This is a genomic window from Rickettsia peacockii str. Rustic, from assembly GCF_000021525.1.
GTDB classification, from domain to species: domain Bacteria; phylum Pseudomonadota; class Alphaproteobacteria; order Rickettsiales; family Rickettsiaceae; genus Rickettsia; species Rickettsia rickettsii.
In genome coordinates, this window is sequence record NC_012730.1 from 847,044 (window position 1) to 863,728 (window position 16,685).

Sequence of the window (16,685 nt, forward strand, 5' to 3'; positions counted from 1 at the left end):
TAAAATAATAACAAACTCCCAAGATTACGTACGTACAATTGCTACGCAATTTCCTTGCAATGACGATACCAGCAAACTACCCCTTCAAACTCTCTACCACAAAATGCATAATACTGCCGTGCTTTATATAATTTATCTCATTATCCGTAAATATTTGCAATATTAAATCGATTGTTCTTATTGCACCGGTTTGTTTTTTTATCACGCATTTAACAGGATGATAAGAGCTTATATTCTCGCTTAAGCCTGTAATGTCAATAGTTTCTGAACCGTCTAACTTTAAATCTAATCTTGTATTATTGCCGGTAAAAGTTAACGGTAAAATACCCATACCTACTAAATTTGAGCGATGTATTCGCTCAAAGCTCTCGGCAATCACTGCCTTTACACCAAGCAACCCAGGTCCTTTTGCTGCCCAGTCTCTAGATGAGCCGCTGCCATATTCTTTACCTGCAAAAATCACTACCGATACATCATGAGCTTTGTAGTCCATAGCTGCATCGTAGATAGTTTGCTGCGTGCCGTTTAACTGGTTTATGGTAAACCCGCCTTCTACACCTGTACACATCTCATTTTTTATACGAATATTAGCAAATGTGCCACGCATCATTACTTCATGATTTCCTCTACGTGATCCGTAAGAGTTGAAATCTAGAGGCTCTATATGATGGTCCGTTAAATATTTAGCAGCAGGGCTGGTTTTACTAATACTACCTGCCGGCGAAATATGATCGGTAGTAATAGAATCACCGAGAATTGCTAGAATTTTTGCAGATTTTATATCTTGTATATTATTCTTACTGCCTATATCCTTAAAATAAGGCGGATTATTAATATAGGTACTATTCTTATTCCAGTTATAAGTAGAACTATTAGTAACCTGTAAATCTTTCCACTCTTTCGTTCCGCTAAATATATCAGAATATTTTTCTATAAACATAGAGGAATTAATTGAATTTGCAATAACTTCATCTATCGCTTCTTTGCTTGGCCAAAGATCTTTTAAATAAATATTTTCTCCTATGGGCATATTTGTTAGATCTATATTAAGAGTGCCGCTAAGTGCATATGCTACGACTAAAATAGGCGAGCCGAGATAGCTTGCTTCAGTAAGCGGATTAATTCGCCCTTCAAAATTCCTATTACCAGATAAAACAGAAGCAACAACTAGTCCGTTTTTGTTAATAGTTTCCTCTATTTCTGGATTTAGAGGTCCAGAATTACCGATGCAAGTAGTGCAGCCGTAACCTACTAGATTAAACCCTAATTCATCTAAATATTTATCAAGACCACTAAGCTTCAAATATTCCGTTACGACTTTTGAACCAGGAGCAAGAGAAGTTTTAACCCAAGGTTTTACCTTTAACCCGTGTTCTAGTGCTTTTTTAGCAAGAAGTGCTGCACCAATCATAACCGAAGGATTAGAAGTATTAGTACAGCTAGTAATTGCTGCAATTACCACATCGCCGTTACCAATTTCGTAATTCTGATTTGCTACGGCATATTTTTTATCAATGTCTTTATTTTCTAAAGCAAAATTCGGTAATTCATATTTAAAATTACTTGCTACATCATTTAAGTTTACTCGATCTTGTGGACGTTTTGGACCGGCAAGTGAACTATGTACCATAGATAAATCTAGCTCTAAAACCTCAGTATATTCTACCGCATGTTCAAAATCATACCAAAGATTCTGCTCGGTTGCGTATTGCTCTACTAATCTGATTTGCGTTTTTTCTCTACCTGTTAGCTCTAGATATTTTATAGTTTCTTGATCAATCGGGAAAAAGCCGCAAGTAGCACCGTATTCAGGCGACATATTAGAAATAGTAGCACGATCGGCAATCATTAGGTTTTTAAGACCCTCACCGAAAAACTCGACAAATTTACCTACTACTTTCTTTTTCCGCAACATCTCGGTAACGGTTAAAACTAAATCGGTCGCGGTAGCTATACCTGTTAATTTTCCTGTTAGTTTTACCCCAATTACCTCCGGCAGAATCATAGTAAGAGGTTGACCTAGCATGGCAGCTTCTGCCTCTATTCCGCCGACTCCCCAACCAAGCACCGATAAACCGTTTACCATAGTTGTATGGCTATCCGTTCCAACTAAACTATCAGGATAAAGGGTGCCGTCTTTATGCCACACGACTTTTGCTAAATATTCTAAATTTACCTGATGACAAATACCCGTACCCGGCGGCACTACTTTAAAATTATTAAATGCTTGCTGCCCCCATTTAAGAAATGCATAACGCTCTATATTACGTTTCATTTCCATTTGAACATTTTTATTGAATGAATCCTTAGCTGCATAAGAATCAACGCTTACGGAATGGTCTATTACCAAATCAACAGGAATGAGCGGGTTAATTTTTAACGGATCACCTCCTATTGTCTCCATCGCATCACGCATAGCCGCCAAATCTACAATAGCAGGCACACCGGTAAAGTCCTGCATCAAAACTCTTGCCGGTATAAAATCTATTTCCGCATCAGATTTTTTAGTTTTTAGCCATTCTTTAAATACAAGTAAGCTTTGCTTTGAACCATTAGAACGTAATACATTCTCAAATAATACTCTTAAACTATATGGAAGCTTTTTTAAGGGAAGATCTATATCGCTTGCCGCTTTATTTATATCGTAAATTTTGTATGAAGTATTATCGACTGATAACTCTTGTATATATTCTGAATTATGTACTTTTGACATTTGTTTCTCACTTGATTATGTGGAATAAACATCGTCATTGCGAGCAGCCGTAGAACTGCGTGGCAATCTCAGGAAGTTTGACAAGATTGCCGCGTCGCTTCTCGCTCCTCGCAATGACGGAAAAAAGCCTTGCAATGACATTAAAATAACCTTATCCCAAAACGTAGATTTTTCAAACAAATTAATGTTGATCTGATAAAGTTTTTTGAAGATCGAGAAGCTTAGTTGCTATTTCCGCTTCACTTAAATTCGTAACGTTAATAGCCGTGTCCGTAGCTATATTAATATAATTTGCCGTTACTTCGGTTACACCGCCGGAAATAAGATAAGTGTTTTCGGATTTATGCATATCATCTATATAAACCTGCACTAAACCAGCTTTTAAACTAACAATCATCGGAACGTGACTCGGCAGCACTCCAAACATACCCTCCTCACCCGACATTGTTACCATTTTAGCTTGCTTTTCCAATGCAATACTTAAAGGAGTAATTATTTTGACTAGAATTGTTGCGTTCATAGAATAATATAGTAAAATTACTACGTCATTCCCGCCTACGCGGGAATGACATCAACGTCACTTCAACGTTTGCGCCTTCTCTATAGCCTCGTCTATAGTTCCGACCATATAAAAAGCAGCTTCCGGTAAATCATCGTATTTACCCTCTACAAGTCCTTTAAAGCCTGCGATAGTATCGGCTAGATTAACAAATTTGCCTGCAGCTCCGGTAAATACTTCAGCGACATGGAAAGGCTGCGATAAGAAACGCTGTATTTTTCTAGCACGTACCACGGTTAGTTTATCTTCTTCGGATAGCTCATCCATACCTAAAATAGTGATAATATCCTGCAACGATTTATAAGTTTGTAAAACCTGCTGCACTTGTCTTGCTACACTATAATGTTCTTCACCGACAATCATCGGATCAAGTACCTGCGAATTACTATCTAACGGATCAACTGCCGGATAAATCCCAAACTCAGCTATCTGACGGCTAAGTACCGTTGTAGCATCTAAATGTGCAAAAGAAGTAGCAGGAGCAGGATCAGTTAAATCATCCGCCGGTACATATATAGCCTGCACGGAAGTTATTGAGCCGTACTTAGTAGAGGTGATACGCTCTTGTAGTTCGCCCATATCGGTTGCAAGAGTAGGCTGATACCCTACCGCTGACGGAATCCTACCGAGTAACGCCGATACTTCAGAACCTGCTTGAGTAAAACGGAAAATATTATCTACAAAAAACAAAACATCTTGCCCTTCATTCATATCTCTAAAACTCTCCGCAATGGTCAGACCGCTTAACGCAACTCTTGCCCTTGCTCCCGGCGGCTCGTTCATTTGTCCATAAACTAAAGCTACTTTTGACTTTTCAGGCTCTGCAAGGTTAATAACACCCGAGTCAATCATTTCATGGTAAAGATCATTACCTTCTCTAGTTCTCTCACCAACTCCTGCAAATACCGTATAACCGCCGTGTGCTTTAGCTACGTTATTAATAAGCTCCATTATAAGCACGGTTTTACCGACTCCTGCACCACCGAATAGTCCTATTTTACCGCCTTTAGTATAAGGAGCAAGTAAATCAATAACTTTAATACCGGTTACTAATATATTACGCTCGGTTGACTGATTGGTAAAATCAGGAGCAGGCTTATATATAGAAGAAATATTTGAGCTTTTAATGTCTCCTTTACCGTCAATCGGCTCACCTACAACATTCATAATACGCCCAAGCGTCTCAGTACCTACAGGAATACGAATAGGACTACCTGTATCTATTACTTCTACGCCCCGCACTAACCCTTCCATAGAATCCATAGCAATACAACGCACTGTATCATCACCTATATGTTGTGCTACTTCCAGGACTATCCTTTGTTTATCGTTATAGCACTCTAGAGCATTTAAAATTTCCGGTAACTCACTGTTATTCGTAAATTTTACATCCACCACCGCTGAAATAATCTGAGTAATTTTTCCAATATTTTTTGTCATGATTTTTTCTTTTGTTAAAAAATATAATACAAATAAAATGAAGAACAGATAGACGCAGTTTAATGTGGAAAAGAGCAAGGCGTTTCATATTTTTGGACAGCGTATATACTAGTACGTGAGGATCAAAAAATATGAAACAACGACGCCAATTTTTTAAATTAAACGAGTATATCTAAACCGCTTCTGAACCGGCTATAATCTCTATTAATTCCGTAGTAATAATAGCCTGTCTTGATCTATTTAGCTTTAAAACTAACTTGCTTATTAAATCATTAGCATTATTTGTTGCATTTTCCATAGCGGTCATTCTAGCTCCCTCCTCACTTGCTCTACTTTGTAGTAAAGCATAATTTATTTGGGAATTCACATATAAATTAATGAGATTAGAAATGAGATTTTCTCCCTCATATTCATAATTATAGTCAATTGATTTGGACTCGCCTACTATGTCACTCGTCGCTCTCCTATTATTTATAGGCTTCGCTCCTCGTTCCTTGTATCCGAATCCGACTAAATTAACTATAGGATTATCTATCATAGAATGATCCTGATATTTTGCTACTGGTAAAATCTGTTGTCTAGTCATAATTTGAGTCATTGCGTTCTTAAATTTATTAAAATATATAACACAATTACTAACTTCTAGATTTTCTACTGCCGACATAATTTTTTGTTTTACTTGTAGCATCAGATTTTCATCATGAATTTTAGGTAACTCAAAATAACTATCAATATAATTTACATATTGCCTTTTTAGTGCTTCGTAACCTTTTTTTCCAATAATGATAAGTTTTATTTGTTCGCCTTTATTTTCTAACTCTTTAATATCATTCTTAACTTGCTTAATTATACTGTAATTAAACGTTCCGCATAAACCACGCTGTGATGTCATAACTATCAATAAATTTGCTTTATTCGGCACGGTATTAAAAAATTTCTGCTCTTCTATAGATAACTCATATATATCAATTGATAATATAGCAGACATCATTTTACTAACAGCCTCAATATAAAAATTTGAATTGGCTATTTGACTCTTTATTTTTGCCATTTTAGAAGCTGATACTAGTTGCATTGCTTTAGTAATCTTTTGTGTAGATTTAACGCTTTTAATTCTAGTTCTTAACTGCTTTAAATTTGACATATTTATTTAGTATTTTTATGTCATTGCGAGGAACGAAGCTTTGTTGCAATCTCGTCAAATATCCTGAGATTGCCACGCTCCTTTCAGTCACTCGCAATGATGATTTAGTACCCACACAAAAACAACATCATCTTATTTAACAAATTCCTTAACGAAGTTTTCTAAAAATGCTTTCAGTTTCTGCTCGGTTTCTTCGGTTATACATTGCTCGTTTTTTATTGATTCCAAAATATCTTTTTTATTTAACCTTATCTCCGTAAGCATTTTATCTTCAAATTCTTTTACTTGCTGAAGCGGGACATCATTTAAATATTTCTTAGTTCCGACATAAATACTTACTATTTGTTCTTCTACCGGAAAAGGATGATATTGAGCTTGTTTTAATATCTCAACTAATCTTTTACCGTGATCGATTTGTACTTTAGTGGCAGGGTCTAAATCTGATCCAAATTGCGAGAAAGACTCAAGCTCTCTAAATTGAGCAAGCTCTAGCTTTACCGAACCTGCTACCTGCTTCATAGCCTTTATTTGTGCTGCAGAACCAACACGGCTTACCGAAATACCGACATTAACGGCAGGTCTTACGCCTTTATAAAATAGCTCACTTTCTAAGAAAATTTGACCGTCGGTAATCGAAATAACATTTGTTGGGATATATGCGGATACATCACCTGCCTGCGTTTCGATTATAGGAAGAGCAGTAAGTGAACCGCTGCCTTTTGCCTCTGACATTTTAGCAGCACGCTCAAGCAACCTTGAATGCAGGTAGAACACGTCGCCGGGATAGGCTTCTCGCCCGGGAGGTCTTCTAAGTAATAATGAGATTTGTCTATATGCAACGGCATGCTTACTTAAATCATCATAAATAATAAGTGCGTGCATGCCGTTATCACGAAAATATTCGCCCATACTACAGGCAGAATAAGGGGCAATGAATTGAAGAGCTGCAGCTTCCGAAGCAGTAGCCGAAACAATGAGTGTATAGTCCATGGCTCCGGCATCTTCTAGTTTTTTTACTATTTGTGCAACACTTGATCTTTTCTGCCCAATAGCTACATAAATACAATAAATTTTATCACTTTCATTAGTAAGTGAATGAGCTTGTTTTTGATTAATAATAGTATCAACGGCTATAGCTGTTTTTCCAGTTTGCCTATCACCGATTATTAACTCTCTTTGTCCTCTACCTATTGGGATTAACGAATCTATAGCCTTTATTCCGGTTTGTACGGGTTCACTCACGCTCGTTCTTTCTATTATCCCCGGAGCCTTCATCTCGATATGTCTGTACTCTTTACTTGCAATATCGCCTTTGCCGTCAATAGGATTACCTAGAGCATCAACAACACGACCAAGCAAAGCTTTTCCTACCGGTACTTCTAAAACTTCTTTAGTTCTTTTGACATTATCACCTTGCTGTACTTGGTTATCATCCCCCATAATTACAGCACCGACACTATCGTTTTCCAAGTTTAAAACAAGGCCCTTAACACCGGATTTAAATTCTACTACTTCACCGGATTTTACATTAGCAAGACCGTAAATTTGGGCTATACCGTCACCGACGGTTATTACCTGCCCTACTTCCTCAAGCTCACTTAAGCAATTAATATTAGCTATTTCCTTTTGTAATATTTCAGCTACTTCAATAGGCTTTAGTTTCATGTGGTTTATGTCTCCTAATTTTCTTGTCATTGCGAACGAGCATTGCCCGTGTGGATACCGAGTCGTCATTGCGAGCAGCCGTAGGCCTCGTGGCAATCTCATAAAATATCCTGAGATTGCTTTGTCAATTACTTCGTAATTTCCTCGCAATGACTATATAAATATCTATACAGCAATATTAACTGTCTTTAAAGCTTTCGTTATTTTCTCTAAACTACCTTTTATTGAGTAATCTTGCAACATACTATCATATTTAATTACAATACCGCCAATAATAGTATTATCTATATCAAATAATATTTCTGTTTTTTGATTTAATTCTTTTTCTATACGAGATTTAATCCACTCCTGCTCTTTAGGTTGTAACTTATTTGCAGAAATAACCTGAACTATCTTTATGTTTTTACTTTCATATAGTAAAGTATTATAAGCATCTACTATATTAGATAAAATAGCAATACGAGAATTTTTTACCAATAACAATAAAAAATTTTGTACTATTGTGCTAATTTTGATATTTTTTGCTAATGAATTAACTGCGTTAATTTTGTCGTTCTTATTTACTATAGGAGAAAATAGGAACTCTCTAATATCAAAATTATCGGTAATTATACGGTTTATAGAAGTAATTTCTTCAAAGATCTTATCTTGTATATTATCAACCATAGCGTTATTAAATAACGCTACTGCATAATTCTCGATTAAATTACCTTTGTTCATTTTCTTAATTTATATCTCCGAAGTAAAATGAAACGTATATACGAAGATCAACTTCAACAAGAGCAAGGAGTCTATAAGGCGAGGAGCGGAGCATATACTTAATACGTGAGCACCACAGCTCTTATAAGACGACGTAGCCAATTTTTGAAGTTCATCGAGTATTATATATGTATTGCCCTATCATAAGCAGAGAATACTGATTCATGCATCATTTCCGATAAAGTCGGATGCGGGAAGATAGTGTTAATTAAATCCAACTCCGTTCCTTCTAAATTTTTTGAAACCACATATCCTTGTATTAATTCCGTAACTTCCGAGCCTATCATATGAGCTCCAAGCAACTCACCCGTCTTAGCATCAAATATAGTTTTAATTAAGCCATCGCTATCACCGCTCACTAAAGCCTTACCGTTAGCTATAAAAGGAAATCTGCCTATTTTAAGTTCATAACCTAAGGTTGTTGCTGCTTCTTCAGTCAAACCGACGCTTGCTATTTGCGGCGAAGAATAAGTGCAACCAGGAATATTATGTTTATTAATAGTATGCGGTTTTAAGCCCGCTATGCTTTCCGCTGCAATAATACCTTCATGGCTTGCTTTATGAGCTAAACAAGGCACTCCTGCTACATCGCCTATAGCATAAATTCCTGATGCCGCAGTTTGCATTAACCCGTTAGTAGTTATATAGCCGTTTTCTACTTTAATTTTTGTTTTCTCAAGACCTAAATTTTCCGTATTAGCTGTAATACCTACTGCCATAAGTAAAATTTCAGCTTGTAATTTTTGTGTTTTATCTGCTAACTCTAACTCAACTTCTATCTTATCTTTTGATTTTGTTTGCTTAATTAACTTAGCATTTGTAATAATTTTTATACCTTTCTTCTCAAAGTTCTTATGAGCGATTCCGCTAATCTCCATATCTTCAGCAGGCAATATTCTATTATGTGCCTCAATTACGGTAACATCCACACCAATACTATTATAAAACGAAGCGAATTCTATACCGATTGCACCTGAGCCGACAATAATCATAGATTTCGGCACATGCTGCGGTATCATAGCTTCTTTAGAAGTCCAAATTTGTTTACCGTCAGGCTTAAAGCCTTTTAAAACCCTAGATCTTGCGCCGGTAGCTATAATAATATTTCCTGCTTTTACTGTAGGTTTATCATTTATATTTATTACCTTATTTCCTGCAAGACTTGCTACTCCGTCTATCACGGTCACTTTGTTTTTTTTCAGTAGTAATTTAACACCGCCTGCAAGCTTATTTGAAATCTCTCTTGAGCGTTCGACTATTTTCTTAATGTTGATTTCAGCACCTTTAGCATCAATTCCATAATCTTTAGCATGTTTTATATATTCAAAAACCTCAGCAGATTTAAGCAGGGATTTAGTCGGTATACACCCCCAATTAAGACATACCCCACCCAAATGCTCTTTTTCTATTAATACAACTTTTTTCTTTAATTGTGCTGCTCTAATTGCTGCAACATATCCACCTGGACCACCGCCTATAACGGCTACATCATATTGTTCCATTTTATTTTTATTTTGTTAGTTTGTTTGTTATGAACATTAACGTCATTGCGAGGAGATACACAGCATCGACTCAGCAATCTCAGGAATCATACACTATCTCCTGAGATTGCTACGCTCCTTTCAGTCGCTTGCAATGACGAAAATGGAAATGACACTAGAGTATACTACTCTTCAGCATCCATCTATTCTTTTCATGCACCTTAATTCGTCCAATAATCATATCGGCTGTACCCTCATCGCCCTCTGCTTGTGCTACTTTGAGTCCCTTATATAATGTATCTCTAATAATATCTTGATCTTTTGTTAGACTTTTAAGCATTTCATTTGCCGTTGCGTTTAGATTTGCCTCATCTATAGATGCAAGTTTTATTAAATCTGATAATGCGGGAACTTTAGCATTTAAACTTCTTATTCTTTCAGCAAGCTCATCTAAGCTTTCAGCTAAATCTTCATACTGCCCCTCAAATAATAAATGTAGACTTCTAAACTCTGCTCCTTCTACATTCCAATGATAATTTTGTGTTTTAAAATATAAAGCATAGCTATCTGCTAAAATTTGTTCTAAAGCTTTTACTACTTGCATAATACCCTTAAATTTCTATGAACTTTTTGAGTTTATAACATTTCTTTAAATACTTCAAGCGATATTGAAATTTATATAATTTCACCTAATTGCAATGATTATATATTAATTATTAATTTTTGTTAATAATTTCTTGACTATCAAATAAGTACTGCTGATTATGCCCTTCAATTTTAAAAATCCAAAGGAATAGCAAAATGATACATCAATTAACTTCATTTTTAACCACTGTGGCAAGAATTACTACAAGAACAAGAGCAACAATTGGAGATCAAGAATATAATATGCTTTAAATAGGATATAACGGAGAAAATTATTATATAGATCCTACTACAAAAAATTTAATTGTATCGAATTGTCCTAAAAACAATATGGCAGCGATGGAGTATAGCAAAGGAATTGAATTATTAAATAACGATATCATGAACCTAATATTTAGAGGGTTTTTCAAAATAAAGAAAGCGTTAACTAACTATAGACGAGGCTATTATTACTGTAGTTAATGATAATGGAGACGATATACGAGATTATAGATTATATATTAAAAAAAACAAGGTGATAATACTTTTATGTATGAGGAAGCATTGATGAAAATATGTCAAGAAAATTTTCGTTATTATTTTGATCCACAAAATTATACTAAAATTTAAAACCCTACTATTGAGTATATACTTAATACTGCAGCAACTAATAACCCTATTACTATAGGTTATAGTAAAGGATGCAAAATGTTTGAAGTACTTAAAGGAAATAATTTGAATGGAATTTCTTCAGAAATAAAGGATTTAATATCTAACCCGATATCTAGCACTACTCAAGGTACTAACACAATAGAAAACTTATTAGAACTCATAACAAAAGACTTATCTGAAATAGCAGCTAATCCGATTAATAACACAATAACAAGCTCTACTGCCGAAATTTCTGAATCAATCTTTTCCGATAACACCGAAAGTTAGACTGAAACGGGAATAAATTTAATTAATAACACCGTAGCAAACCTTACTAATACTGCTTTCAATACAACTTACAACTCTCAAGAAAATATGTTTGATGAGAGTGATAACGATAATTCCTTGGTTGCTCAATATATAAGCATTGGCACAGCTGTAGTTGCCTCCATAGCTGTTATAATAGGTGTAGGGGTAACTTGGTATGTTAGAAATTGTAGAAGTCAAGATTTGATCTTACAGACACTATAAATTTTGCACCTGATTGTCAGTTAAATTTTGACTGTCAGAGACGTATTCAAGATACAAGATTTCATTATTCTTTTCAACAGCTAATTTTCTACTATCCTTAAAAGTTTGCATAGGAGTTTTTCCATAACAATATTTTCCTGAATGTGGTCGCTCATTATTGAAATGCTCTAACCAAATATCAAGATCTAATTGTAAATCATCAAGATCTGTATAAATCTTTTTCCGCATAGCTGTATCAAAGAATTCTTGTTTCATGGTTTTATTAAAACGCTCACACATACCATTTGTTTGGGGAGAATATGCCTTAGTTGTAGTATGCTCTATACCTTCGATACTTAGAAACAACTCAAAAGCATGATGCTCTATATTCCCCTTATATTCTGACCCACGATCTGTAAGAATACGAAGTATTGGTATCCCTTGGGTCTCGTACCATGGTAACACGCGGTCATTAAGCATATCAGCAGCAGTTAAAGCTGTTTTATCAGTATATAGTTTAGCATCAGCTACCCTAGTATAGCTATCAATAAATACCTGAGAATAAACCTTACCTATACCTTTGAAATTACCTACATAATACGTATCCTGACATCCTAGATAACCTGGATGCTGCGTCTCAGTTTCTCCATGAGCTTCTCTTTCATTACGACGCTCCTCTAGCACTTGTAATTGAGATTCAGTAAGAACAATACCATCCTGAGCCATCTTTGCTTCTAATGCTTAAAGCCTTTTACTGATATTGTTTAAATCATTACGTAACCAAATTGATCGCACTCCTCCAGGCGATACAAGTATACCGCTCTTCTTAAGCTCATTTGATACTCTTAGCTGACCATATGCTGGATATTCTATTGCCATATCCATTACTGCTTTCTCTATCGCTGGATCAACTCTATTCGCTATTATTGGCTTTCTTCGACTAATTTCATATAATGCCTCTTCGCCACCAGTTTCATACAGTGCTTTAAATCTGTAATAACTATCTCTACTATAGCCCATCGCTTTACATGCTGATGATATGCTACCAAGACTCTTAGCTAGTTCTAGTAACCCTATTTTTGGCTTTATTATTTTTTGATTTAAGTTCATTTTTCATCTCCATTTAATAATTAATTTATTTTACTAAATATAAGATATAATCTCAACTATTACAAATTACGAGGATTCCTGAGATTGCCACGTTCACTAACGTTCGCTCGCAATGACAATGAATAAGCTTTAAACTAAAGTAATACGTTGCTCTTCTGCTTCTAGATATTTCTCTAGCTCTTCCTTAGTATATTTCTTTTCTTTAAGCTTTATTTCGTGATTAAATATATATTGTACAGCTTTATCTTCTAAGGCAGGACCTTTAAGTCCTTCAATTGCTCTAGGATTATTTTTATAAAAATCAAATATCATATTTTCCTGCCCAGGAAAATTACGTGCTTGTTGCATAATAACTTTTCTTAAATCATCAGGCTCTAATTGCAAATTTTTAGATTTTGCATATTCAGCAAGTAATAAGCCTATTCGCACACGGCGTAGGGCTAATTTATTATAATATGCTGTTATTTCTTTAGAGGATTTATCTTTCAATAATGATTCATCTTGTTCATTTTTATCGGTTCCGGACTTTAGAATATTTTTTTCTTGCTCTAATAAAGATTCCGGTACATCAAAATCTAACAATTTTTCTAACTTATCAAATAAGTTCATTTTCATTATAGTATTAATAGCTTCTTCCGACTCATTTTCTATTTGTTTAGTAAAATGTGTACGCAATTCTTCAAGGCTATTACTTTGGAATTTTTTAGCAAATTCGTCATCGATAACGGTAGGTTCTGCAGTATGTACTGCTTTAATTTGTACTACAAAACGAGCATCCTTACCTGCTAAATCTTTAGCATGGTAATTTTCAGGAAAAGTAACATTAACATCTACTTCACTACCTGTTTTAGAACCTATTAATTGTTTCTCAAAACCGGGAATAAGTGCATTACTACCTATTATTACCTTAAAATCATTTAATTTACCGTCCTCAAAAGCTTTCTCCTTGATGTACCCGATTGCATCAATAGTAACCTGATCTCCGTCTTTTATTTTTGCTTTACTTTCTTTAGTATAATTTTTTGTTAATGCAGCAAGTTTTTCTAGTTGTTCTTCAACATCTTTAGAGTTTACTTCTAATTTTGGACGATCTAGTGAGATTTTTTTTAAATCCGGAATAGTAATTTTAGGTAATAGCTCTATTTTTACGGTAAATTCTAAAGCTTTATCGGATTCGTTTTGTAATTCTTCAATTTTGGGTCTACCGATTATATTTAGATTATGCTCTTTAATAACGTGATTTACTGAATGGTTAATTCTTCTTTCTATTATATCATTCCTGACGGAAGTACCGTATTTTTTCTTAACAATTGAAACCGGTACTTTACCGGCTCTAAAACCTGCTATTTTAACTTTTTTGGTTAAATCAAGTAATTCTTTTTGAATATCGTCATCTATCTCACTTAAAGGAGTAGAAATTCTTGCATGAAAATCCAATCCTTCGTTTTTTAATACGGTAATTCCCATTTTAATAATCCATTAATTCTGTATATAGTTTGCTAACCAAAATAAACTAAAGAGCTGCAATATGCAATAGTTTTTGTAAAATCCCATTAGGATTAGGCATTGCTAACTGTGAGTTTCGCAGAACTCACCTTTGCTGGCATATAGTCGTCTATTTTTGCAATCACTAACTATTTCGCGTTAGCACTTAACAGCAATTGAGCCATTTCCATAGCAGTAAGCTCCTGCTTCTTATAATTTTCAAGGGCTTTAATAATTTTGGATATATCAAATATCTTATCGGTATTATTAATATAACAATATTTAGCCCGATTTCCCTTTTTTATTGTATTAATGTTCGGTTCGATGTTTGATATAGTAAGTAATAACCTTAATTTGTGTCTATAACTCATTATGATAATTTTTTTCTGCTACTTTATTCTTAGTGCTAAGTAATCGTTTGCCGTTTCGTTTTGTTTCATCAGGATAAGTATCAACTAGCTAGGTTGCTATTTTAGAAGCAGTAAACTCTTTGCCGGCATGAGTTTTAAGAGTTTAATAATTGCAGTTTTGCGGTCAAAAAAAGACATATTCGGTAATTATATTAAGTTAAAATTTAGACATTGCTAAATTAAAGATGGATATTGTCATGAGCTAAGCGACTAGCCGTAGTCGATTTTGTAGAAGTACTTTTTTCTTTTTTGTTATTGCTCGTTTGTTCTTTATCTGAGTTAACTTTAAAAGCTCAATAATTACAGCTTTGTATTGAAATTTTGCAGAAAAAACAAATTATAAATTCTTCAAAGTAAACAAATTAATTATATAGAAATAAAAAATTAATATTATAGTGGTATAAAAACACAACTATTTTTTAAACTATATAAAGATAAGGTATTTATGGGGTAACCCTTTATTTTTTAAAAAGAATTTAAAGGGGTATATCTTACTTTTTTAGAGTATATTGCAATAAACTAGATGATTTAGGAGCAAAAGCAAGTAAATAAATTGGGTATAAGATTTGTGGCATTGTTAACCAAAGATAGATATCGTTATGAGCTAAATAACTGAAAGTGTTGTTGCGTGGAGGCCAAATCGTCATTGCTAGGCGCGAAGCGACGTGGCAATCCAAAAAAATAATTAAAAAAATTCTGATTTACAGAATTTTTTACTGAATTGCTTCGTCGAATTACTACGTAATTCTTCTCGCAATGACGGAAAACCAATCCACGCAACAATGCCACGCAGGAATGACATTAAGAGCATTTTTTATTAGACTGCTTAGTCAATTACTGAGTAATTTTCCTCACAATGGCGTTACGCAATAAGATTTAAGCGTACTTCTTCGTTCAGTTCTTTAGCAGAAGATAATTCTATATCAAGTTCGGCAAATATCTGCACTAAAGCTACAGATAAATCATTGATCATTTTGTCGGTATGGGCAGGGGTTGGGATGATGCGGAGGCGTTCCGTACCTCTCGGTACGGTTGGAAAATTGATATGTTGAACGTAAATACCGTATTCATTAAGGAGCATATTTGAGGCTTTCGCCGTTTTAATCGGATCACCAATAATTATCGGCACTATATGACTTTCATTTTTCAAATACGGTATATTAAAACGTTCAAAAGAATTTTTAAGTTTTGTAACTACTTCTTGATGTTTTATTCGTTCTTCATTCGATTCTTTAAGATGTCTAATACTATGCGTTGCAGCGGTAGAAATTACCGGCGGCAATGAAGTAGTGAAAATAAACCCTGGAGCGTTTAGTCTTATAGAGTCAACTAAATTATGGTTGCTAGTGATATAACCGCCGATAGTACCATATGCTTTGGCAAGTGTCCCTTGAATAATATCGATTTGATCACTACAATTAAGAAGCTCGGCAATACCGCCACCCTGTTTACCGTATAAACCGACCGTATGAACTTCATCGATAAAGGTTAAAGCATTATATTTTTTGGCTAAGTTGATTATATCTTTGATAGGTGAGAAAAAACCGTCCATAGAGTAAGCCGATTCAAAAACAACAATTTTCGGTCTATTAATATCGACTGATTGTAAAAGCTCTTCTAGATGCTTAACGTCTAAATGTCTATATATATATTTCTCAGCTCTTGAACTTGTAATCCCTGCAATTATTGATGCATGATTTAGCTCATCGGAGAAAAATACTATATCCGGCATGATTTTAGCAAGACTTGCAAGCGTTGTATCATTTGCAACAAAACCGGATGTAAAAACTAAAGCTGCTTGCTTTTTGTGTAAATTTGCAAGTTCTTTTTCAAGCTCAAGAATGGCAATATTATTACCGCCGATATTGCGAGTTCCACCTGATCCAACACCGTATTTTAGCAAGGCATCTATAGAAGCGTGCATTACTTTTGCATGTTTACTCATACCCAAATAGTCATTAATGCACCACATAACTATTTGTTTATTAGCGTGTTCTGCAAAAGGAAAATTATCGGCTTGTCTTTTTAAGGCCTTAAATTCTCGATATCTTCCTTCGCTTTTGATCTTATCTATATGTTTGCTAAATATAATATCGTAATAAGACATTTGCTCGATGTCATTCCCGCGTAGGCG

Annotated in this window: 12 protein-coding genes and 1 pseudogene; 1 reads left to right on the plus strand and 12 read right to left on the minus strand. The window is 34.7% G+C overall.

Going from position 1 to position 16,685, the window contains the following annotated elements; all coding sequences use genetic code 11:
- Positions 1 to 76: 76 nt before the first annotated feature.
- From acnA to RPR_RS05030, 8 genes are all read right to left on the minus strand, one after another.
- Complete coding sequence (gene acnA / locus RPR_RS04995) at positions 77 to 2,713, minus strand: aconitate hydratase AcnA (RefSeq protein WP_012736835.1); 2,637 nt, start codon at positions 2,711 to 2,713, stop codon at positions 77 to 79.
- A gap of 181 nt (positions 2,714 to 2,894) precedes the next feature.
- Positions 2,895 to 3,233 (minus strand): F0F1 ATP synthase subunit epsilon, encoded by a 339-nt coding sequence (locus RPR_RS05000; protein ID WP_012736836.1) that lies wholly within the window; start codon positions 3,231 to 3,233, stop codon positions 2,895 to 2,897.
- A 57-nt stretch (positions 3,234 to 3,290) separates the two neighbouring features.
- Complete coding sequence (atpD, locus tag RPR_RS05005; protein ID WP_012736837.1) at positions 3,291 to 4,712, minus strand: F0F1 ATP synthase subunit beta; 1,422 nt, start codon at positions 4,710 to 4,712, stop codon at positions 3,291 to 3,293.
- 172 nt (positions 4,713 to 4,884) lie between these two features.
- Positions 4,885 to 5,856 (minus strand): ATP synthase F1 subunit gamma, encoded by a 972-nt coding sequence (gene atpG, locus RPR_RS05010; protein WP_012736838.1) that lies wholly within the window; start codon positions 5,854 to 5,856, stop codon positions 4,885 to 4,887.
- A gap of 132 nt (positions 5,857 to 5,988) precedes the next feature.
- Entirely contained in the window at positions 5,989 to 7,521 is a 1,533-nt protein-coding gene (atpA, locus tag RPR_RS05015) for a F0F1 ATP synthase subunit alpha (RefSeq protein WP_012736839.1), read from the minus strand.
- A gap of 165 nt (positions 7,522 to 7,686) precedes the next feature.
- Positions 7,687 to 8,241, minus strand: coding sequence for an ATP synthase F1 subunit delta (gene atpH, locus RPR_RS05020; RefSeq protein ID WP_012736840.1), 555 nt, complete (start codon positions 8,239 to 8,241; stop codon positions 7,687 to 7,689).
- 161 nt (positions 8,242 to 8,402) lie between these two features.
- Positions 8,403 to 9,782, minus strand: a complete 1,380-nt coding sequence (gene lpdA / locus RPR_RS05025; RefSeq protein ID WP_012736841.1) for a dihydrolipoyl dehydrogenase — start codon at positions 9,780 to 9,782, stop codon at positions 8,403 to 8,405.
- Positions 9,783 to 9,936: 154 nt separating this feature from the next.
- On the minus strand, positions 9,937 to 10,365 hold the full coding sequence (locus RPR_RS05030; protein WP_012151348.1) for a Dps family protein: 429 nt from the start codon (positions 10,363 to 10,365) through the stop codon (positions 9,937 to 9,939).
- 728 nt (positions 10,366 to 11,093) lie between these two features.
- Here RPR_RS05030 and RPR_RS05035 point away from each other — a divergent pair.
- Positions 11,094 to 11,324: a hypothetical protein gene (locus RPR_RS05035; RefSeq protein WP_228368810.1), complete on the plus strand. Its 231-nt coding sequence runs from the start codon at positions 11,094 to 11,096 to the stop codon at positions 11,322 to 11,324.
- 237 nt (positions 11,325 to 11,561) lie between these two features.
- On the opposite strand, the pseudogene RPR_RS05040 reads toward RPR_RS05035, so the two are convergent.
- From RPR_RS05040 to hemA, 4 genes and pseudogenes are all read right to left on the minus strand, one after another.
- Positions 11,562 to 12,656 (minus strand): annotated as a pseudogene (locus RPR_RS05040) (IS481-like element ISRpe1 family transposase).
- Positions 12,657 to 12,785: 129 nt separating this feature from the next.
- The gene (gene tig, locus RPR_RS05045) at positions 12,786 to 14,123 is read right to left on the minus strand and encodes a trigger factor (protein ID WP_012736842.1); all 1,338 of its coding nucleotides are present in this window, start codon (positions 14,121 to 14,123) and stop codon (positions 12,786 to 12,788) included.
- A gap of 167 nt (positions 14,124 to 14,290) precedes the next feature.
- Positions 14,291 to 14,512, minus strand: coding sequence for a hypothetical protein (locus tag RPR_RS09755; RefSeq protein ID WP_014363331.1), 222 nt, complete (start codon positions 14,510 to 14,512; stop codon positions 14,291 to 14,293).
- A gap of 901 nt (positions 14,513 to 15,413) precedes the next feature.
- The gene (hemA, locus tag RPR_RS05060; protein WP_012736843.1) at positions 15,414 to 16,658 is read right to left on the minus strand and encodes a 5-aminolevulinate synthase; all 1,245 of its coding nucleotides are present in this window, start codon (positions 16,656 to 16,658) and stop codon (positions 15,414 to 15,416) included.
- Between the last annotated feature and the right edge of the window lie 27 nt (positions 16,659 to 16,685).